Source organism: Caballeronia eucalypticola (assembly GCF_047608185.1).
Lineage (GTDB): Bacteria > Pseudomonadota > Gammaproteobacteria > Burkholderiales > Burkholderiaceae > Caballeronia.
The window spans coordinates 18,552-40,417 of record NZ_JBLKRU010000032.1 but is presented as its reverse complement, the minus strand read 5'-3'; the positions used below and the strand labels follow the sequence as shown (position 1 = coordinate 40,417).

The 21,866-nt window shown below is 58.8% G+C and carries 17 protein-coding genes; 5 read left to right on the top strand and 12 right to left on the bottom strand.

Going from position 1 to position 21,866, the window contains the following annotated elements; translation table 11 throughout:
• Positions 1-168 precede the first annotated feature (168 nt).
• Positions 169-1,266 carry a branched-chain amino acid ABC transporter substrate-binding protein gene (locus tag ACMX25_RS28585; protein WP_414953405.1) on the top strand — a complete coding sequence of 366 codons (1,098 nt, stop codon included), beginning with the start codon at positions 169-171 and terminating at the stop codon, positions 1,264-1,266.
• A gap of 21 nt (positions 1,267-1,287) precedes the next feature.
• Here ACMX25_RS28585 and ACMX25_RS28580 read toward each other — a convergent pair whose 3' ends face one another.
• From ACMX25_RS28580 to ACMX25_RS28555, 6 genes are all read right to left on the bottom strand, one after another.
• Positions 1,288-2,115, bottom strand: a complete 828-nt coding sequence (locus tag ACMX25_RS28580; protein ID WP_414953354.1) for a quaternary amine ABC transporter ATP-binding protein — start codon at positions 2,113-2,115, stop codon at positions 1,288-1,290.
• Positions 2,116-2,146: 31 nt separating this feature from the next.
• Positions 2,147-3,103, bottom strand: a complete 957-nt coding sequence (locus ACMX25_RS28575; RefSeq protein WP_462686301.1) for an ABC transporter permease — start codon at positions 3,101-3,103, stop codon at positions 2,147-2,149.
• 43 nt (positions 3,104-3,146) lie between these two features.
• The gene (locus ACMX25_RS28570) at positions 3,147-4,184 is read right to left on the bottom strand and encodes an ABC transporter substrate-binding protein (protein WP_414953353.1); all 1,038 of its coding nucleotides are present in this window, start codon (positions 4,182-4,184) and stop codon (positions 3,147-3,149) included.
• A 79-nt stretch (positions 4,185-4,263) separates the two neighbouring features.
• The gene (locus tag ACMX25_RS28565; protein WP_414953352.1) at positions 4,264-5,130 is read right to left on the bottom strand and encodes a glycine betaine ABC transporter substrate-binding protein; all 867 of its coding nucleotides are present in this window, start codon (positions 5,128-5,130) and stop codon (positions 4,264-4,266) included.
• 83 nt (positions 5,131-5,213) lie between these two features.
• Positions 5,214-6,440: a M24 family metallopeptidase gene (locus tag ACMX25_RS28560; protein ID WP_414953351.1), complete on the bottom strand. Its 1,227-nt coding sequence runs from the start codon at positions 6,438-6,440 to the stop codon at positions 5,214-5,216.
• Positions 6,441-6,458: 18 nt separating this feature from the next.
• Positions 6,459-7,346, bottom strand: a complete 888-nt coding sequence (locus tag ACMX25_RS28555; RefSeq protein ID WP_414953350.1) for a HalD/BesD family halogenase — start codon at positions 7,344-7,346, stop codon at positions 6,459-6,461.
• 130 nt (positions 7,347-7,476) lie between these two features.
• Between ACMX25_RS28555 and ACMX25_RS28550 the strand changes: the two genes are divergently transcribed.
• Complete coding sequence (locus ACMX25_RS28550) at positions 7,477-8,379, top strand: LysR substrate-binding domain-containing protein (protein WP_414953349.1); 903 nt, start codon at positions 7,477-7,479, stop codon at positions 8,377-8,379.
• 928 nt (positions 8,380-9,307) lie between these two features.
• Here ACMX25_RS28550 and ACMX25_RS28545 read toward each other — a convergent pair.
• The gene (locus ACMX25_RS28545; protein ID WP_414953348.1) at positions 9,308-11,239 is read right to left on the bottom strand and encodes a potassium transporter Kup; all 1,932 of its coding nucleotides are present in this window, start codon (positions 11,237-11,239) and stop codon (positions 9,308-9,310) included.
• A gap of 458 nt (positions 11,240-11,697) precedes the next feature.
• Between ACMX25_RS28545 and ACMX25_RS28540 the strand changes: the two genes are divergently transcribed.
• Complete coding sequence (locus tag ACMX25_RS28540; protein ID WP_414953347.1) at positions 11,698-13,452, top strand: S10 family peptidase; 1,755 nt, start codon at positions 11,698-11,700, stop codon at positions 13,450-13,452.
• A gap of 51 nt (positions 13,453-13,503) precedes the next feature.
• Here ACMX25_RS28540 and ACMX25_RS28535 read toward each other — a convergent pair whose 3' ends face one another.
• The 3 genes from ACMX25_RS28535 to ACMX25_RS28525 form a co-directional block, all read right to left on the bottom strand.
• Entirely contained in the window at positions 13,504-13,974 is a 471-nt protein-coding gene (locus ACMX25_RS28535; RefSeq protein ID WP_414953346.1) for an Lrp/AsnC family transcriptional regulator, read from the bottom strand.
• Positions 13,975-14,088: 114 nt separating this feature from the next.
• Entirely contained in the window at positions 14,089-14,541 is a 453-nt protein-coding gene (locus ACMX25_RS28530; RefSeq protein WP_414953345.1) for an ester cyclase, read from the bottom strand.
• Between the two features lie 136 nt (positions 14,542-14,677).
• The gene (locus tag ACMX25_RS28525) at positions 14,678-15,529 is read right to left on the bottom strand and encodes an oxidoreductase (RefSeq protein WP_414953344.1); all 852 of its coding nucleotides are present in this window, start codon (positions 15,527-15,529) and stop codon (positions 14,678-14,680) included.
• Positions 15,530-15,662: 133 nt separating this feature from the next.
• Here ACMX25_RS28525 and ACMX25_RS28520 point away from each other — a divergent pair, with 133 nt between their 5' ends.
• On the top strand, positions 15,663-16,580 hold the full coding sequence (locus ACMX25_RS28520; protein WP_414953343.1) for a LysR family transcriptional regulator: 918 nt from the start codon (positions 15,663-15,665) through the stop codon (positions 16,578-16,580).
• A gap of 19 nt (positions 16,581-16,599) precedes the next feature.
• Here ACMX25_RS28520 and ACMX25_RS28515 read toward each other — a convergent pair whose 3' ends face one another.
• On the bottom strand, positions 16,600-17,868 hold the full coding sequence (locus ACMX25_RS28515) for a cytochrome-c peroxidase (protein ID WP_414953342.1): 1,269 nt from the start codon (positions 17,866-17,868) through the stop codon (positions 16,600-16,602).
• Between the two features lie 246 nt (positions 17,869-18,114).
• Between ACMX25_RS28515 and ACMX25_RS28510 the strand changes: the two genes are divergently transcribed.
• On the top strand, positions 18,115-19,671 hold the full coding sequence (locus tag ACMX25_RS28510; protein ID WP_414953341.1) for an acid phosphatase: 1,557 nt from the start codon (positions 18,115-18,117) through the stop codon (positions 19,669-19,671).
• Positions 19,672-19,760: 89 nt separating this feature from the next.
• On the opposite strand, the gene ACMX25_RS28505 is transcribed toward ACMX25_RS28510, so the two are convergent.
• Positions 19,761-21,659: a potassium transporter Kup gene (locus ACMX25_RS28505; protein WP_414953340.1), complete on the bottom strand. Its 1,899-nt coding sequence runs from the start codon at positions 21,657-21,659 to the stop codon at positions 19,761-19,763.
• Positions 21,660-21,866: the final 207 nt, after the last annotated feature.

The following is a 21,866-nucleotide window of genomic DNA, read 5'->3' as shown; positions in this document are numbered from 1 at the left end:
TGGCCTTTGAATACTGAGCCTCATTCGCTTCCCGTGTCGCCGGCCGTGTTCGATGAACGCGGCCAGCCCGCTCACTCTCCAAGCCTCAAGGATCCGCCCGTGACTTCCTCTTCCGCCCCGCTTTGTTTCGCGCGTCCCGCTTGCTCCACCCTCGCCGCCGCGGTTCTCCTGACCATTAGCGGACAAAGCTATGCCGCCGACCCGAGGGTCGTCCTGATCGGCCACGCTGCCCCATTGACCGGGCAGCTTTCCCATATGGGCAAGGACAGCGAGAATGCTGCGCGGCTGGCGATCGACGAAATCAACGGCCAGCATCCGACGATTGGCGGCAAGCCGGTCAGGTTCCAACTCGATTCCCAGGACGATGCCGCCGATCCGCGTACCGGCACGCAGGTCGCGCAGAAGCTGGTGGACGACGGCGTGGTGGCGGTTGTGGGCGACATTAATTCGGGCGTCTCGATCCCTGCATCGAAGATCTATAGCGAAGCGGCCATCGTGCAGATTTCGCAAGGGTCGACCAATCCCACTTACACGCTGCAGGGATACAAGACCACGTTTCGCGTAGTCGCTACCGACGCGCTTCAGGGCCCTGCACTCGCCCACTACGCGCTCGACTCGCTGCATGCGAAGCGGATTGCGATCATCGACGACTCCACTGCCTACGGCCAGGGCCTCGCCGATGAATTCGAAAAGGCCGCAAAAGCGAACGGCAGCATGATCGTCACGCGCGAAGCGACCAACGACAAGGCGACCGACTTCCGCGCGATCCTGACGAAGATAAAAGGCTTGCGTCCCGACGTCATCATGTACGGCGGCTCGGATGCGACCGCCGGGCCGTTGGCCAAGCAGGCGGGCAATCTCGGGATCACGGCGAAGGTGCTGGGCGGCGACGGCGCGTGCACGGAGAAGATGATCGATCTGGCCGGCGATGCGATCGGCAACGTGACCTGTTCAGAGGCGGGTCTCGCGCTCTCGAAGATGCCCAAGGGACAGGACTTCGAAAAGCGCTATGCGGCCCGTTTCAATACGCCGATCGATGCTTACGCGCCGTTCACCTATGACGCCGTCTACGTGATCTACAACGCGATAAAACGCGCGGACTCGACGCAACGCACGAAGGTGCTTGCGGCGATGCCATCGACACAATATGACGGCGTGATCGGCCGCATTGCGTTCGATCCGCATGGCGATCTGAAGGATGCGGCCATCACGATCTATCAGTTCAAGGACAAGAAGAAAACCGTGATGGATGTCATCAGGATGTGAACGGCTGGTATAGGCGCTCAGTCAGCCAGCGACGCGGTCCGCCCGTCGCTCGACGAACCGGCGGACGTAGTCGTTCGCCGGGAAACGCAGAATGTCTTCAGGCGTGCCTTGTTGCACGAGTTCGCCATCGCGGAGAATCGCGATCTGTGTGCCAAGGCGCAATGCTTCGTCGAGGTCGTGCGTGATGAAGACGATGGTCTTGTTCAACGTCCTCTGCAGTTCGAGCAACTGATCCTGCATCTCGGTCCGGATCAACGGATCAAGTGCCGAAAATGCTTCGTCCATCAGCAGCACTTCCGTGTCCGCCGCTAACGCACGGGCAAGCCCGACGCGCTGACGCATCCCGCCCGAGAGCTCGTCGGGGAATTTATCGCCGTAAGTATCCAGGCCTACCTTGCCGAGCCACGTACGGGCCTTCTGGTTCGCTACATCGTGGCGTTCGCCTCTTACACGCAATGCGTAGGCCGCGTTCTCCAGCACCGTTGCATGAGGCAACAGGCCGAAGTTCTGGAACACCATGCTCACGCGATGCCGCCGGAACTCGCGCAGCCCCGCTGCGTTGAGCGACAGGATGTTCTCGCCGTCGATCACGATCTCGCCCGCACTGGGATCGATCAGCCGGTTGAAATGGCGCACGAGCGTCGACTTTCCGGACCCGGACAGGCCCATGATGACGAAGACCTGACCGGCCTCGATATTCAGGTTGATGTTGTTGAGGCCGACGTTGCAACCGTTGTCGGCGAGGACATCCGCCTTCGACGCGCCGTGCCTGAGCATGTCGATCACGCGTGCGTGGGTCATCGTCGGGCCGAAGATCTTGTAGACGTTACTGACTCGGATAGCTGTCATGTTCGCGCTCCGCTAGAGGAATAGATGAGGGTCAGACGTGACGCGATGCGGCATCACCCGCCGCTTCAGGCTCGCCTAGACCGGCGCTGCGCGCGCTCTGGCGAGCCTGCACGCGCGCCCTTCTGTTCGCGCTAAGCGCCATGCGTGCACGCCGTTCCTGCCCGTACCCCTGCGAGATCCGGTCGATGACTATCGCCAAAATCACAATGGCGATGCCCGCCTGCATGCCCTTGCCGACATCGAGTGTCTGGATGCCGGCGAGCACGTCTTCACCCAGGCCGCGCGAGCCGATCATCGATGCAATCACGACCATGGACAGTGACATCATGGTGGTCTGGTTGATCCCCGCCATGATGCTCGGCCGTGCCAGCGGCAACTGCACGCCTATCAGCATCTGGACGCGTGTGGTGCCAAAAGAGCGAGCCGCTTCCACGACGTCACCATCGACTTGCCGGATGCCCAGGTCCGTCAGCCGGATCAGCGGCGGCAGCGAATAGATCACCGTGGCGAAGATGGCGGGCACCTTGCCAAGCCCGAAGAGCATCAGCACCGGGATCAGGTACACGAAGCTGGGCAACGTCTGCATCACATCGAGCACGGGCAACAATCCGCGGCGCACCCATCGATTCTGCGAGCACAGGATGCCAAGCGGAATCCCCAGCACGATCGACAGCACGGTTGCGACCAGCATCAGCGCGAGCGTCTGCATCAGCTTGTCCCACAGACCGAACGCGCCGATTGCATAGAGCAGCAACACGAACAACGCGGCCAGCGAGAGCTTGCGTGTGGCGTGCCAGGCGAGCAGGCCCGCGAGTATAAGAAGCAGCCACGGCGGTGTGATGCGCAAGCCGCTTTCAAGCGGCACCAGCAGGTATTTCAGCACGACCAGACTGAACGAGTGGAAGGCATCGCCATAGTTCTGGACCAGCAATGCAACCTTGTCGTTAATCGGGTCGGCAAGCGATAGATGCGGAAAGATGGACGTCATGATTTCTCTCGCTTAGAGAAGGGTCGCGTGGAAAGGCCCGTGTTCAAGTGCCCAGCTTGGCCTGCACCTTGGCCGCTACATCGGCCGGCACCCAGGTCTTCCACATCTCCGGATGCGTGCGCAGGAACGTGGTCGCCATAGCCGAGCCGTCGATCTTCTTCGATGTCATTTCAAGGATCGTACTGTTCAGGAAGTCCATCGGAAAATGGACCTTCGAGAACATCTCGATAGCTTGCGGTTCGGCTTCGCTGAAAGGCGTCGAAACCCCTACCGTCACATGCGACACCATGTATGACGAAGCACATTGCTTCGTACTGCTTTCATCGCGTAACGTCTTCCAGCAGGCGTCGTTATACGGCGGCATCTTGAGTTCGGCGAACTTGTATTTCGCCATCAACGCAGCCGGTCCCCAGTAATAAAACACCATCGGCTTACCGCGCTGATATGCCGATTCGATCGATGCATCCAGCGCCGCGCCCGTGCCGGGGTGGAAGTTGGTGTAGGTTGCATCGAGTCCCAGCACCTTGAGCAAACGGGTGTTCACCCGTTCGCAATCCCAGCCCGTCGGGCAGTTCAGGAAACGGCCCTTCTCCGGTTCTTCATCATCGGCAAACAGCTCCTTGTATTTCGGCAGGTCGGTCACGGCAACCAGGCCAGGCGCGCTCGCTTTGATGTTGCGGGACGCGTCGCCCTTGATCACGTATTCGGGCACGAACCAGCCCTCTTTCGTGCCGCCCGGCAGCGTGTCGCCAATAAGCTTGACCTTCCCGGCGGCGACTGCTTTCGATGTGATCTCACTGCGGCCGGTCCATTGCTCGGCCCAGACCTGCACGTCGTTGCTTGCCAACGCAGTCTCGGTAGCGGCCGTGCTGCCGGGTACGACATCCGTGGCGCAGCCGTAGCCTTTTTCAAGGATTTGCCGCAACACTTCAGTCGCAAACGCGCCGCTTTCCCACGTAATGCCCGCGAAGTGCACGGTCTTGCCCGAGCTGCAGAAAGTCCCTGCGGCATGCGCAGTACCGGCGCTGGCGGCAACCACGACCAGCGCTGAAATGCTTGCTTTGAAGAATCGTTTGAGCATCGTCTTGCACCTATGGGGAGTTCGGGGGAGTGGTTTTTTATCGATGGGTATGACGCGTCGGATGACCTGATAAAGCCGGCTACTTCAGCCACTGCGCCACTAGCGCCGGGTTCTTGCTGATCCACAACGAAACGCCTTTCTCCGGCTGCGTGTCGCCTTCGCTGCGAATGTCATTCATCAGCGCGCCAAGCGTCTCGTCATCCATCTTCCATTGATGCAGCCAGCGCGACGCATCAGGCTGGCTGGCGGTGAAGTCCGATGCCGCTATTGCATAGATTGCGTCGGGGGACCCAAAGGTGCCCTTCGGGTCCTTGAGATAGTGCAGCTTGTATTTCGCCCACACCCAATGCGGATTCCACAAGGTCACCACAATGGGCTCCTTGCGTTGCTCGGCGCGTTGCAATGAGATCAGCATGGCCGCTTCCGACGACGGCAGCACGCTGTAGTCCAGCGCATAGTCGCCCTTGGCCTTCGCTGTGAGCTTCATCAGGCCGCTGCCCGATTCAATGCCGAAGATGGTCGGTTTGCCATCGTGGATAAATTGAGCGCCCTGTGCGTTCAACTGGTCGACGCTCTGGACCGGCACGTAGTCCGGCACCGCCAATCCGAGTTGCGCCTTGTCGAACCACGGGCCGATCTTTTCAACATGCGCCTTGACGTTGTCGTAAGGCGCCCCGTCGGCAGACGGCAACCACACTTCAAACGTGAGATCGAGCTTGCCCTGTGCCACGCCGCTATAGATGATCGCCTTGTCGCCGGGTTGCAACCTGACCGTATAGCCCTTTTGCGTCAGCAACACCTTCCACAGGTTGGCAACCGCAATATTCTCTGCCCAGTTATTCACGCCGATCGTGATCGGTTTGTCCTGCGGGCTTGAGGCGGCCCACACGGCCGAACTGCACAACAGGCATGCGTACACGAATACTTTTCTAAACAGCTTCTGCATGGCGGATTCCAGATACGGATGACGCCCGCGCGCAGCGCGGGCGGTCGATCAAAAGATGAATGGGGTCAATAGCGCTGCGAGGATCAGGCCAGCAGTCGCGCCTCGAACGGATAGTCCGAGAGCAGTTCCACGCGGCCGTCGTCGCGAATGTAGAGTTGCTCTTCCAGCTTCACACCCTCGCCGCCCGCCTCGTGTCCGATATAACTCTCGATACACAGAGTCATGCCCGGTTCGATCACGCCGTCATAACCCTTGGCCTCGTTGTCTTCCCTATGCACGATGTACGGATACTCGCCCGTCATGCCAACGCCATGAGCAAGCGCGAAATATCGGCGTGCGCGATAAGGCTCGGGAATCTTCCACGCGCGCGCGATGAACTCCTGGAAAGTCGTGCCGGCGCGCACGTTCTCCATGTTCGAATGAATCTGCTCGTACGCAAGCTGGTAGAGATTCTTTTGCGCAGCCGTCGCTTGCACATCGCCGCAAAGAAACGTGCGCGAAAAATCCGCGTAGTAGCCAAAACGGCCGACCACGTCGGTATCAAGTCCGACGAGTTCGCCCGACTGGATCTTGCGCGGGCTGCTTTCCTGGAACCACGGATTGGTGCGCGGTCCCGAACTGATCAGGCGCGTTTCAATGTAGTCGCCATCGGTTGCAATGATGTGCTGATGCAGATGCGACCACAGCTCGTTCTCGCTAATGCCCGGCACGAGCGCCGCTTCCAGTTTGCGCACGCCATCTTCTGCGGCACGCAGCGAAGCGCGGATCATCTTGATTTCGTTGGACACCTTGATCGCGCGGGCGCGTTCGAGCGGCTCCTGTGCGTCGAAGACCTGATAACCGCGGGCCTGCAACGCGAACGCTGCTGCAGATGTCGCGCTTTCAATCGCGATGCGCTTGCCGCCGCCGCTTTGTTTCATCAACTCATCGATCTCTGCTGCCCAGCGCTCGGTCACCTGGCCGAGCATGTCATCGCAGAAGTAATAGGAGATCGCGGTCGCGGGACGGACTTCATCGACAGTGTCCAGACCGTCAGCCAGAAAGTCGCAACCTGCGTACTCGAACAGCACGACCTTGCCTTCTGCCGGCACGAACACATAGCGCGCCGGGTTGCGCATTGAATAGACCTGCATGTTGCGCGAGCCGGTGGCGTAGCGCATGTGAGTCGGGTCGAACAGCACTGCGGCGGTGAGATCGCGCTTCTTCAATTCACGGCGCACGGCGGCCAGCCGGTCACGTTGAATCTGCGCAATTTCGGCAGCCGTGGGTTCGCAATCTTCAGGAAGATGAGTGGGGCGAATAATCGACATGTGGGCTTTTTGTAGGGGTTAATCAACCAGGCTATCAGCGCGAACGAGCCGTTGCTCGGCTTCCAGATGCGCTTCCGAAACGCGGCCATACAACTGGCGGGTTCGTTCAAGCCGTCCGATCACGCCAGGCTTTTGCGAGTACGCAAAAATGGCGGTGTGACGCTCGACATCGCCCGCCACCTGCGTGACGCGGTGCAGCGAAAAGCGGCCCTTGAACAATTGCAGGTCGCCCGGACGCAAGGTGATGACGTTGATGGCGTCGCGGGTTTCCCCTCGTACTACGCGGCCGACGGCTTCATAGTTCTCACCTTGCGGCGTGCGAATATTCGGGCAGTATTCGAAGTCACCGCCGACGGTGGGTTGCTGCGTCATCATCGAAACAATGAATTCGTTCGTGTCGTAATGCCACGGCTGCTCGGTGCCGGGCGGCATCACGTTTTGCACCAGACCCGCATACGGATCGGCGTATTCCCAGACCCGGGTTTCTCCCAGGCAATCGGCCACGAAACGTTTCATCGCCTGGGCGACATAGATGCGATGCACGATTGCGTCTGCCGGAATCAGGTCGCGTGTCACGAAGCCGCTGGTGCGGTCCATGAAGATGCGGCGCGGATCGGCATCGGACAACGTGGGGTCATCGGCAGTGAAATAGGCGTTCACCTTACGGGTTGAAAAGTAGGTTTTTGCGGCCAGCGCGCGGCCTTCGTTGCGTGCCCGTTCCAGCGCCTCCGGGCGCAGGAAATCGTGCAGCACGGCGCTGCCGCTCGCGGCCAGCTCCGCACGGCAATTCGCCACCAGTTCGTTCAGGCGCGGGCTGTCCGGGTCATGCAGGGGATAGCGGTCGGTGTTGACGATATCGCCGAGATCAAGGCATTCGGCATCGGCAAGTAAAGCGGAGAGAACCACGGCAGGCTCCAAATCGATATTTTGGCGAGTGGATTTACGGGGCGACTTCAACAACAATCTGCGAACAGAATCTGCAAACGACTGCCCGATCTTTTGGCGGCCAATTTCTTTTGGAAAGCGAGTATTTCCGATGGATTCCATTAGCGAACCCGATTGGTCGAAGATCGCTTCACTCGATGCGGAACTCGTGCGTGCGTTTGTCGTAGTGGCCGAAAGCGGCGGTTTTACGGCGGCGGCGCGCCAGCTTCATCGCACGCAATCGACCATCAGCCTGCGTATCCGCACGCTGGAGGAGCGGCTCGGCGCGCACCTGTTCCTGCGCAATAGCCGTCATTTCGCGCTCTCAAGCGATGGCGAGAATTTCCTGATCCACGCGCGGCGGATATTGCAGGTGCAGAACGAAGCGATTGCATCACTGACGCGCGGTAGCCGCGGCAACGTGATTCGTTTTGGGCTGCCGGAAGATTATGCGGAGCTATGGCTGCCGGAATTGCTGCGGGCGTTTTATGCGTTACGGCCCGGCGCGCGGCCGCATATTCATTGCCGTACATCGCTTGAATTGCTCGAGCGGCTAGGTGCGGGTGAACTCGATCTGGCGCTAGTTGTGCGGCATGGCGAGCGCGCCGGGGGAAAACCCCTAGCGCGTCAGGAACTGGTGTGGGCAGCGCATCGCGACTTCGAGTTATGCGCCGATGCGCCGGTACCGCTCGCTCTCTTCGATGAAAGTTGTACGTATCGGCAACGCGGGTTGCAGGCGCTGACTGCTATCGGCCGGGATTATCAGCTTGTGTACACGAGCCAGAGTCCGACTGGCATTCGGATTGCCGTGAATCATGGTGCGGCGGTGACCATAATTGATCGTCGGACGCTGCCGGCGTGTTGGCGCACGTTTGGGGAATCGGATGGTCTGCCGGGGCTACCACCCGCGGAGTTGGAGCTTCATGTCGCGCCGACCATGCGGAATGAGGCGACTCGCGATCTGAGCGCGTTGATCGAGACGCTGGTGTCGGAGCATAGCGGCGTGATGGCTTGAATGGGGGGCTTTTGCACGTTGGGGGTTGCTAGGGTTTGGTGTTAATGGTCGGGGTTTGTGCCGGGTTGCCAGGTTCCGAGGTTAGCGGTCGGGTTCATTGCCGGGTTGCTGTTTTCCAGGCCTTCGCGGGTTTTATTCTGATTGTTCTCTTTATCACTATTAGCCACTGCGCGTGGCGGCGCGTCATTTCTTTGTCCAAAGCGACAAAGAAACGAAGCAAAGAAAACGCTTTCACCGCTCTACCCTAAGTGTCCACAGCGTGCAGTTCCATTTCATGGGTGCCCCAAAAGAACGGTGCTCGCAAGAGCCACGGATGTGTGAACCCCTCTTTCTCCGAACACGGATACCCCACGCTTCGCCACCAGTGAGTGAACCTGCCCGAACAGCACCCCGCGCTATCCGCCTAGAACCAATCACCGAATTTGTACGCATACCGAACCATTTCGCCAACCCACCAAGAAACGAGGCTGCAGAATGCGTAGGGCCTAACCCCCAAAATGACAGCGCAAACCGAGCAGCTAACGGGCGAAGAACCTCACCCATACAAGTGCGTGAGGCCGTGCGGACCGTGGAACACTGGTGCTTGCCCGAGAGCGTACGGGGCGAAGCGTTTTACTGTCAGGATTCGCGAGAAAGAGGGGTTCACACATCCTTCGCTCTTGCGAGCACCGTGCTTTTGGGGTACCAATGAAATAAAACTGCACGCTGTGGACACTTAATTTTTAGAGAGGTGAAAGCGTTTTCTTTGCTTCGTTTCTTTGTCGCTTTGGACAAAGAAATGACGTGCCGCCACGCACAGTGGCTAATAGTGATAAAGAGAACAATCAGAATAAAACCCGCGAAGACCTGGAAAGCAGCACCCCGGCACCAACTCCGACCGCTAACGCCAGAACCTAGCATCCCGGCACTGCCCTCCCCAGCCCGGCCCTCAAATCTCCACCTTCGATCCAAATTCAACCACACGATTAGTCGGCAACTTGAGATAGGCGGACACATTGCCGACGTTGTGCAACATGACGCCGAACAATCGCTCGCGCCACAATGCCATACACCTTTCCCTATCCTTCTTGGGTATCACCGTAGCGCGGCTCAGGAAGTACGATGTCTCCGATTGCTCGAACGCAAGCCCATACGCCTTGCATGCTTCGAGGGCCCGCGGCAAGTTGACCTCGTCCTTGAAGCCATAAGCGATCGTGATGTGATAGCAATCGCCACACAGCAATTTCACCGTGACGCGCTCGCGCTCCTCAATCCACGGAACCTCCTTGTTCGAGACCGTCAGGAAAACCACTCTCCGATGCAATACCTGGTTATGCATCAGATTGTTAAGCAGTGCGTGCGGTACGCCATGAGGATCTGGCGAAAGGAAAATCGCCGTTCCGTTAACCCGCACCGGCGAACGAGCCAGCAACGACTCAAGGAACGGCTTTAGCGGCGTGGTCCCCGCCCGTACCTTGGCTTCTCCCAGCATGATTTCCCATCCACGTCCCCACGTCGTCATGACGGCGAACATGAGCAGCCCGATAGCAAGCGGGAACCACCCGCCTTGCGTGATCTTGAGCAGGTTGGCGGAGAAGAACGTAGCATCAATCACAAAGAAAAACGCCGTCGCGCCCAGGCAAAGCAGCCAGTTGTAATGCCACGCATAACGAATCACGAAGAACGTAAGCACGGTCGTGATGAGCATGGTGCCGGTCACGGCAATGCCGTAAGCCGACCCCAGCGCAGTCGATGAACCGAACCCGATCACAGCCGCCACCACGGCAACCAGCAAGGTCCAGTTGATCCCCGGAACATAGATCTGCCCTATCTCCTTCGCCGATGTGTACACCACATTCATGCGCGGCAGGAAGCCGAGCTGCATCGCTTGCTTGGTCATCGAATAGGTGCCTGAGATCACGGCTTGCGAGGCGATGACCGTGGCTATCGTCGACAACACGACCATGGGGTAAAGCGACCATACCGGGAACAATCGATAGAACGGGTTTTGCACAGCGGACGGATCAGACAGCAGCAACGCGCCCTGCCCGAGGTAATTCAACGCAAGTGCCGGGAACACCATGCCGAACCATGTAAGCCGGATCGGATGCGCGCCGAAGTGCCCCATGTCGGCATAGAGCGCCTCTGCGCCCGTCAGCGAGAGCACCACGGCCCCCAATGCGACGAACGCCAGCCACTGGTGATGCAGGCAAAATGCCAGCCCCGCAAGCGGGTTGAGCGCGACCAGGATATGCGGCGCGTTCATGATCTGGACGAGCCCGGCGCCGGCCAGCACGATGAACCACACCACCATGATCGGCCCGAACACCGCGCCAATGCCGGACGTCCCGTGCTTTTGCATCATGAACAACGCGATCAGCGCGGCAAGCGTGATGGGGATGACATAGGGCTTGAGGAGCGGTGTCGCGACCTGTAGTCCTTCAACCGCGCTCAGCACCGAGATAGCGGGCGTAATGACGCCATCGCCATAGAACAGGGCTGCGCCCATCACACCGACACCCAGCAGCACGCGCCGAAGCCGCGGACGATCCGCCACCGAAGACGCGGCAAGCGCCAGCAGCGCCATGATCCCGCCCTCGCCGTGGTTGTTCGCACGCAGGATGAGCGTCACGTACTTAAGCGAGACGACCACCGTCAGCGACCAGAAGATCAGCGAGACAATGCCGATCACATTCGCGGCTTCCAGCTTCAAGCCGTTGGCGGGATCGAAGACGGTTTGCAGCGTGTACAACGGACTGGTGCCGATATCGCCATAAACCACGCCAAGGGCAGCCAGCGCGAGACCCACTACGGCCGGCCGATGTGGCTGGGGCTCACCGACGTTCTCAGCGCCGGTTGCAGCGAGTGCATGTCGTCCCATGTCTCCTCCAGATGGCCGCTTCCGGGAGCCTTTGACCCTCGGGTACGGATCGTCCATCGTTTGTTCTGGTTCGATCCGAAGCTGGCTTAATTGTCAGGCGAGAAACAGTTTGTTATCTCTGGTTGTTCCAAGTATAGGAAAGCGTAAGCGGATAGGCGAACCGATCTCGTGGTCGATGGCATCGAGTGAGTGAACGGGGGAAAGTGCTAAGGGTTAACTCAAACATCATTAGCTTGTCTCTTGCTTCGAGTCGTATTTGTGACCGGAAAGCGCCTTGGCTGACACTACGACTTCGAAATACTTACATGTGCGCTTACGGATCTTGCGTCTTGCCTCCGATGACAACAACGCTATTGACGCAACAGGTAGGCTTATCGAGAATCCAGCCTGCACCCAGAGAAACAAAAATGGCCGGGACCAAGATGCGCGCAAGTTTCTACTCAGCGGTAAGTGGCCTGATGAGCAGTCTGATAAGCGGCCTGTTCATGCTCAGCCTTGCCGGCGGTTTGCCCTCTGCCATGGCTCAGGAAGGCGGCGCAGCACCGGCCGACCCATCGGCCGCCCCCGCAGATACGCAAGCGCCGCCGAGCGCTGCCGCTTCGTCGCCTGCCGGGACGCTATCGCACCCGGACATGGCGAAGCCCTCCGCTCAAGTCAACGACCGCGCCGCATCGGATGCAAACATCAACCCCGCTCACCGCAACCGCCCAAGCGCTGCGCGAACAGCTGCCACCACCGACACCGCCAGCGAATCGAAAGCGGACACCGTGATACCGGTCCCGCCGGAAACCACGTCGGTCACGCAGCATTCAGTCAGGCTTGACGGCCGCAAGATCGACTACACGGCAACGGCCGGCAATCTGCTTCTGCGCAACAACGCGGGGCAGGCGGAAGCCAGCGTCTTTTATGTCGCCTACATCGCGGATACGAAAAGCACGGCCGCGCGTCCCATCACGTTTCTCTTTAACGGCGGCCCGGGTGCGGGCAGCGTCTTCTTGCTGATGGGATCGTTCGGACCCAAGCGCGCACATACATCGAGTCCCGCTATCACGGCACCGGCACCTTATGTGCTCGCGGACAATCCGGACAGCCTGCTCGATACCACCGACCTGGTCTTTATCGATGCACCCGGCGCAGGCTTCTCAAGGATCGTAGGCCACGCAACCGGCAAGCGCTTTTGGGGCGTCGATGAAGATCTGGACGCGTTCCAACACTTCATCGAACGCTACCTGAGCATCAACCAGCGCTGGAATTCACCGAAGTACTTGCTCGGTGAATCGTACGGAACAGCGCGCGCCGCCATGCTTGCGTACCGTTTGAGCCAGAACAACATTGCGTTGAACGGCGTCGTGTTGATGTCATCGATCCTTAACTCGGGCGCGCATATGGAAGGGACCGATCTGGAAAGCGAGAGCTACTTGCCGACCTACGCGGCCATTGCCTGGTACCACGACAAGATTGTCCCCAAGCCGCCAAGCTTGCCGGCGTTCCTCGACGAGGCCCGCGCGTTCGCTTCCGGCCCCTACGCGCAAGCGCTGGCAGCGGGTGATTCGCTCTCTGATTCGGATCGCGACGCAATTGCCGCACGTGTGGCGCATTACACGGGGCTCGATGTGAACTACGTCAAACAGACGCGGCTGCAAATCTGGCCATCACGGTTTCGCAAGCAACTGCTGCGAAGCGAATCGCGCACGGTGGGCCGCTACGACGCGCGATTCGAAGGCATCGACCTCGACGACGCCGACGGACGCCCCGACTATGATCCCTCGGTCACCAGCGTGTCGAGCGCCTTCGTTGCCGCGTTCCACGAACATCTTGCGCAAGACCTTCACTTCGAAGCGAAGGACGCGTATCGCGTATTCAACGATGAAGCGTTGAGACAGTGGAACTGGAAACATCGCGCGTGGTGGGGAGAGCAACTCCAGTTGCCCTATGCGGCCGGCGACCTCGCTGAAGCAATACGGCAAAATCCCCAGCTTCGCGTGCTGTCGGTTAACGGTTACTTCGATCTGGCGACGCCTTTCTTTCAGACCGAATACGATCTGGCCCATATGGAGCTGGACCCGTCGCTGCGAGCAAACGTACAGCGCACGTATTATCCGACGGGCCACATGATCTATCTCGACGATGCAGCCCTGCATTCGCTCAAGAGGGACCTCGTGCGTTTCTATGGTGCCGGCACGGCGGAAATGCCCAAGGCTGGCTCGCAATGAATCGGTAGTAAAAGCTTGTTCGTATTCCTGATGAATTTCTGACCGATCCGCTCAAAGCAACGGCAACCCCGCATCACGCTTGACCTCGCGTAACGAAAGCGTGGACTCGACGGCCGTAACGCCGGGCAATGTACGCAATACGTCACGGAGGAACGTGCCATAGTCCTCCAGGTCTCGCGCGACAACCTGCAGCAGATAGTCAGCCCTGCCAGAAATGTTGTGGCACGAAACAATACGCGGTATGGCTTGGATTTCGCGCTCGAACCGGTCGGCCAGTTGCCGATCGTGCACGCCAAAGCGCACCAGCGTAAATGCAAGCAGACCCAGCTTTAATGCGGATCTGGACAAGATCGCCCGATATCCCTCGATATACCCTTCCGCTTCCAGCCGTTTAAGGCGTCGAGCGCACGGCGTTTCGCTAAGGCCGACCGCTTCGGCGAGGCTCGCGTTAGTCGCGCGGCCATCGGCCTGGATCGCTATCAGGATTGAGGTGTCTATTTTGTCGAGCTGCGTATGTTCCATTCTTATCCTCCATGGAGGATAAGAATGTTAGTGCATTCCGCTAAGTCTTGGCGTTCTGCGACTAGAAATACCTAACGCGTTGATATTATCTAATTAATAACGACGCACACCGTCCTAAGCAGGACGGTTGGCCAAGCCCGGCGGCAACTCGCCGATTTGCCGGAACAAGCCCAGCCAATCCTCAAGGTGCCACGTCTTGGCAATGCGGTCATCGCGGAGTTCATGGAACGTATGAATCGCGAAATCAACCACCTTGGACGTAGCCGGAATACCCATGAGCGGTCCCGACTGCGTGCCCGTGACCTTGGCACGCACGCCGACCATGGCGTCGTGGATCAGGACATCGAGCAGGATGATTTTCATATCGGGCAGCGCACGCACGAAATCTGCGAGCATGGGTGCAATCTGCTCCACGCCGATCGATGGCGCCGATGTGCCCGGGACGTATTGCCAGTCGGACGTCACGGCGGTGCGCAGGAGCTCTATATCCGCATTCTCGATGGCGCGATAAAAGCGCTCGATGACTTCTCTTGTAGCGGCATGTCCAACTTCATTCGATGCAGTCATGTTCCGTTCTCTCCGGCGCTGTGAGACGCGCATAGGCAAGCAGTCGGCCCTGCATCCCATGCCGCATTCCATCTGCACAGGAGAGGGTTTTAGCAATGATAAAGCCACCCGGCACCCTATGCGCGACCACACTCCCTCACACCGGAAAGTCGGTCGACCGAGACAGCGCTTCCCACGTCTGAAGTTCCTGTTCGACAAACGCATGCTTCTCGCGAATCCGCGTCAAGGCGTCCGTACCCAACTGAAGCCGCAGCGGCGGATTCTCGGCTGACACCAATGTCAGCAGCGCTTGTGCAAGCCGCTTAGGGTCGCCTGGTTGTTGATGGTTATACGCTTTCGCCGACACGCGAACCTTGCCGGCGGTTTTCGCATAGTCCGCGATCACATTCTTCGCTTCCATCGCAGACGATGAATCGAGAAAGTCCGTTCGGAAATAACCTGGCTCGACGACCGTGACATGAATACCGAGCGGCGTAAGTTCCGCGTGAAGCGCTTCCGACAGCCCTTCCACTGAAAACTTGGTCGCTCCGTACACACCGAAACCCGCACCGACCCAATAACCGCCAAGTGACGACATGTTGATCACATGCCCCGAACGCTGGCTGCGCATGTGCGGCAGCACGGCGCGCGTGACGTTGAGCAAACCCATCACGTTGGTATCGAAAATATTGCGGACCTCTTCGGCGCTGCTCTCTTCAACCGCGCCCGCCAAGCCGTAACCGGCGTTGTTGACAAGCACGTCGATGCGGCCGAAATGCGCCATCGCCAGCTTGACGGCTTGAAGCGCCGCCGACTCGCTGGTGACATCGAGGTCGACTGCCAGCAGGCCGGGCTGCGAGCCGAGTGCATCGATTATCGCGCTCGATTTGCGCGCGGTGGCAACCACGGCGTCACCTTGAGCGAGCGCTGCCGCAGTGATCTCGCCGCCCATTCCGCGCGATGCACCGGTGATCATCCATACGCGCCTGAAGCCTGTTTGCTGGGTCATGTCGAACCTCTCTGGTCGGAACGGCCACCGGAAATCCGGTTGCCATGACGCAAATCCTACGCATTCGATTCAGCTTGAAAAAGCGTATCGAGGTACATTCCCTATGAACCGGAAGTTCATAATGGAGCCGCGCATGGACAAGGATCTTCTCGACGGCGTGGCCATGTTCCTGGCGGTGGCCGAGCATAAGAGCTTTACGACCGCGGCCGCTCGTTTGCAGGTTTCGCCCACGGCGGTCAGTAAATCGATCCGGCTGCTGGAACGGCGTCATGGCGTGTCGCTGTTTCAGCGCACCACCCGGAGAGTCGCGTTGACCGAGGCAGGGGTATCGCTGTTCGAGCGCCTGCGTCCGGCCGTTGAAGACATCGACAGTGCGTTTGAAGCGCTCAACAGCTTTCGCCACAACGCGTCCGGCACGCTACGCATCACGATGACCCGTTCTGCCTGCGCAGTGCTGATCGAACCGATGATCGAACAGTTTCGCGTGGCTCATCCCGACGTGCATCTGGACCTGACACTCGATGAGGGCGCCGTGGACTTAGTGGAAAGTGGTTTCGATGCCGGCGTTCGCTTGGGCGAAGCGCTTGCGAAAGACATGGTGGCTTTGCGGCTTACGCCGGATGCCGTGTGGTCGGTCGTCGGCAGCCCCGCGTATTTCGCTAAGGCGGGACGTCCTCAAACACCGCAGGACCTGATGAATCACGAAGGCATTCAGTATCGCTTCGTCAAATCGGGCGTCATTCACCGATGGGACTTTCAAGTCGAGGGCCGCAAGGTGATGATCGATATGGGCAGCCGTTTGACGGTCAACGATCGCGGCGCTTTGCTTAACTTTGCCCGCATGGGTCTTGGGCTCGCATACGTCGCGGATTTCGAAGCGAAGCGCGAGCTGGCCGCGGGCGACCTCGAACAAGTGTTGCTGCCCTTCACTCCGCCTAGCGACGGCCTCTATTTGTATTTCCCGGTCCGCACGCAATCGCAAGCAAAGCTTAGGGCATTTATCGATGCGCTAAAGCCGGCGCGCTCAGCTAAAGCAAAGGCTAAGGGCTAAAGGTTAGGCATCGTCAAGTTTATTTAGCCACCTGATACCCATCCGTCAGCGTATTCAAGAACGCGACCACGTCCTTGATTTCAGCCTCGTCCAAAGCCGGCTTTTCACCGGGCTTAAGATCAAATGGCGGTTCGGTATTCACATTAGCCCAATAGCGTTTCGGCAAGTCGTCGAACTTCTGGACCTTGCCGTGAACGGTGGGATAAAACTTCTCGGGGTTCGTATCGCGTTGAACATAGAAGCGCACGGCTTCGTCCAGCGAGTGATAGATACCATTATGGAAAAACACCTTACGTGTAGCCACATTGCGTAATGACGGCGTCCTGAAGATGCCGCAATACTCCGACTCGCCCTTCAGGTCTTGACGCTCCGGACCGCACGCGCCAAGGTCGAAATACTTCGGGTTCTTGTTAATAGGCAGCGCCCGATTGCGCGGCACGCCCAACGCGATCAATCCAAAGTCGCTGAACTGCGGCGGCGAGCCATCCTTTGCGCGCTGGCTGATATGACATGCCGCGCAATTGCCCTTCTTCTCATCGTTGAATAGTTCCAGCCCGCGCATTTCCGCTTCGTTCAGCTTAGCCTTGCCTGCAAGAAATGCATCGAACTTGCTGGTGTACGGATAGAACTTTTGCGGCGTCTGCTCGAACGCTTCAAGCGAACGGAGGATGGCGTCGAAGGCTTTTTCGTCGTTATCGAAAATCGCGGGGCCGAACGCATCGCGCAACTCTCCCGCATACGGCGCGGCCTTCACCGCCGCGACCACTTGAGCCGGTGTACTGCCCATTTCAAACGACGACGTCAGGGGAATCCGCGCCTGATCCGCACCATGATCGACGCGGCCGTCCCAGGTCAAACCACCGGTCGGACCCGCGTCGACACTTTCGTCGCCTTCATCGTCTGAATCGTGGAAATGCTGCGTGAATTGCGGCACCGATTGCAAATAGCGCAATGACGGCACCGCGCGAAATCCCGGCCGCCGCAAGTCGCTGCCACCCAGCTGCACCGACAACGCGTTAGGCGGCCCGAACGCATGATTCGGACTATGGCACGACGCGCAAGCCAGTTTGCCGGACCCGGATAACGACGGGTCAAGGAACATCTTTTCTCCCACCGACGTCATCTGCTTAACCTGCGCGAAAACCTGCGCGCGAGTCTTCGCTTCGCCTGCGTTGTAAGACCCGGCTTGCGGCGCCGTTGAAGCAGCATGGGAATCGCAACCGGTCAGCACGATGGATGAAACACAAAGTGCGGCAAGCGGCAGCAACAGGGAGACGATGGATGGCATGTGCGTAAGGCATTGGACGGAAGCCGAAGCCTATGACGTTTGTGTGTCACATCAATGACATGACAAAAGCCCTTCGTTTATCTGATGAAACCTGACATATTCTTACTTAATGAAAGCGATATTAAATGTTCCTGTCAAATACCGTTGGGACACTGCGGCACCGGCAAGAATCGCTAACGGCCTTAGCAAAGCTTAGGCGGTACTTAGCGATTCGTTAGCCGGTTCCCCAACGACAGAGACCTATCGATGAATAAGAAACTCGTCCTCGCCGTGCCACTCACGGCGTCGATCGCACTCGGCTTATACGCGTGCGGCGGCAATGACGACAACCACGCCGACCTCAACTCGGTTAAGAACATTGTCGTGATCTATGCGGAAAACCGCAGCTTCGACAACCTCTACGGCAACTTCCCGGGCGCCAACGGCTTGCAGAACGTAACAGCCGCGAGCGCGCAGCAACTTGACCGCGACGGCAGCGTGCTGGCCACGCTACCGCCTATCTGGGGTGGTCTCACTGGCACAGGCGTGACGCCTGTGGTCACCCAGGCAATGACGGCAAACTTGCCAAACTCGCCTTTCGCTATCGACGACCCGGCAGGTTTCAACACGCCTTTGTCCTTGACGACGCGCGACCTGTATCACCGTTTCTATGAAAACCAGATGCAGATTGATGGCGGCAAGAACGACAAGTTCGCCGCGTGGGCTGACTCTGGCGGCTTCGTCATGGGTCACTACAACACCAACGCCGACAAACTGCCGCTGTACAAGATCGCCCAGCAATTCACGCTCGCCGACAACTTCTTCATGGGTGCGTTCGGCGGCTCGTTCCTGAACCACCAGTGGCTTGTTTGCGCGTGCACGCCGATCTATCCGAACGCGGACAAGAGCGTGGCATCGGGATCGATTTCATCGGTGAATGCTGACGGGGTATCGTTGAAACTGACCGCAGCATCGCCCACTTCCGCCATTACGGGCATTCCAAAGTTCGTCAACTCAGGCAACCTGACGCCGGACTTCTTTGCCATCAATACAATGCAACCCCCGTATCAGCCGAGCGGCAACACGCCGCCGACAGGTGGCGATCCGGCACTCGCCGATCCGGCTGTCGCGACCACGCTGCCGCCGCAAACGCAGACGCATATAGGCGACTTGTTGAATACCGCGAATGTTTCGTGGGCCTGGTACGGCGGCTCGTGGGGCGCGGCGTTAGCGGATCGCACGAAGATCAGCGGCTCGACAAATTCAGTGCCGAACTTCCAGACGCATCACCAGCCGTTCAACTATTTCGCCGACCTGGCGCCGGGCACGACGAACCGCACGGAGCACTTGCTGGATGGCGGCACGGACGGCGCGGGGTTCATCGCGGCAATCGATGCAGGCACCTTGCCGTCTGTTTCGTTCTATAAACCGCAGGGCAACTTGAACGAGCACGCGGGTTATACGGACGTGGCTTCGGGCGATGCGCACATCGCTAATGTGATTGCGCATTTGCAGGCTAGCCCGCAGTGGAAGAACATGGTCGTGGTCGTGACGTACGACGAAAACGGCGGGTTCTGGGATCATGTTTCGCCGCCGAAGGGCGACCGCTGGGGTCCGGGTACGCGCATTCCGGCGCTCGTGATTTCGCCGTACGCCAAGAAGGGTTTCGTCGATCACACGCAATACGATACGACGTCGATCCTGCGTTTGATCACCACGCGATACTCATTGCCGAAGCTGCCGGGTCTGACGGCACGCGACGCAGCAATGGTCGCTGCAGGCGGCAAGCCGATGGGCGATTTGACGGCGGCGCTGCAGTTCTGAAATTGAGCGCTTGCTAGCTGTGATGTATTAAAGCGCGATGGGGTTAATAACCCCATCGCGCTTTTTTCGTTCGTAGCCAGCACAGCCCTTTACATATTGATCTGGCCGCCCAATTCGACCACGCGATTGGGCGGCAAGCTGTAGTACTCCGCCGCTTGCGCCGCATTGCGGCCGAGGAATGCGAACAGCTTCTCGCGCCAAAGCGCCATCGCCTTGCTTTCACCCGTCGCACGAATCGTGTCGCGGGCGAGGAAGAACGAGGTATCGGCGGCGTCGTAGGTCCAGCCCGGAATCTGCTTCTGGATCAACGTCAGAAGCACCGGCACGTCCGGAATCTCCATGAAACCGTGACGTACCCTGACCGCATAGCAACCGTCGCCAAGGTCCTCCACTACGGCCTTATCGGCGTCCCGAACGTGGGGAACGTTGTCCGTCGTGCCCGCAAGAAAGATGTTGGTCTTGTGCAGCACGCGGTTGTGCTTGAGGTTGTGCATGAACGCCGTCGGGGTCATGCCGGCCACGCCGCCCGGGAATACGGCAGTCCCATCCACGCGCGATGGCGGATGACTGCCCCGGCATAGCGAATGAATGATTTCCTTGAGCGGCAGGTTATCTGATTTCATCCGGTCGATAAGCGTTTCGCGCCCCTTGTGCCACGTCGTCATGACCGTGAACAACGTAGCGCCCGCGAGCAGCGGAAACCAGCCGCCGTCGAGCACCTTGCTGACGTTACTCGATACGAACACTGCATCGACAACCGCAAAAGGCCCTATGACAAGTGCCGTCGCCAGTGGTTTCCAGTGCCAGAGACAATGCGTGATGAAATACATCAGCAGGGTCGTGAGCAGCATGGTGGAAGCCACAGCGATACCGTAGGCGGACGCGAGGTTATCGGATGATTTGAAGAACACCACCAGGAACACGACCGCCGCGAACAACGAGAGATTGATAAACGGTACGTACACCTGCCCAATCTCATGCGTCGACGTATGGACGATCGGAATGCGTGGCAGGAATCCAAGCTGCACGGCTTGCTTCGTCATGGAAAACGCACCCGAGATCACCGCTTGCGACGCGATAATGGTCGCGGCCGTCGCCAGGATGACGAGCGGCACCAGTCCCCAGGAGGGAGCCGACTCGAAGAACGGTTGCTTGAGGGTTTCGGGATGCATCATCACAAGCGCGCCCTGACCGAAATAGTTCATGACGAGGCTCGGCCAGACGAGGAACATCCACGCGAGGCGAATCGGCTTCTTACCGAAGTGTCCCATGTCCGCATATAAAGCTTCGCCGCCAGTGAGCGCCAGGAAAACCGAGCCCAGCACGATGAACGCAGTGCCCGGGCTATGCGTCAGGAACGATATCGCGAAGGTTGGCGAAGCCGCTTCAAGAATGACCGGATGCTGGACGATATGCGACAAGCCCAGCGCGGCCAAGGTAACGAACCACACCACCATGATCGGCCCGAAGACTTTCCCTACCGCGCTGGTGCCATGCTTTTGGATCGCGAACAAACCCGTCAGGATAACCAATGAAATTGGCACGATCCAGGCAGTGAGTTGAGCATCGATTAGCGTCACGCCCTCCACCGCCGATATGACGGAAATAGCTGGTGTAATCATGGAGTCGCCATAGAACATGGCCGCACCAAATACGCCCAGCGTTAGCAAGACATTACGCAGGCGCTCGGGAGCCACACCCGACGCCAGCGCGGTCAGCGCAAGAATGCCGCCTTCGCCGTCATTGCCGGCACGCATGACAAAGCTGACGTACTTCAGCGTGACAACGATCAGGATGGACCACAGGATCAGCGAGACGATGCCGAACACGTTGGCCTGACTGACTCCGCCCGCGGCCTTGAGGCATTCCCTCAGCGTGTAAAGCGGACTTGTCCCGATATCTCCAAATACGACACCGACAGCACCAAGCATGAGAACGGGCGCAGCTTGTACAACTTTGGTCGAAGAATTTGCGACGGATGCTGACATATGCCTTTCGCTCGATTTGTTAATCACCACCGCTAACCGGGATGGCCCACAGGCTAACCGGTTTCATCGGCATGGTCTTCAGCATTTACACCAAGCGCGTTTAAACATTCCCAGAACATCTCATAACATTCCATACAATAACCGCGAAAAATGACGAAGACTCATGTAAAGAAAATGCAAAGCGCGCACATGTACTAGCAAGAGGAG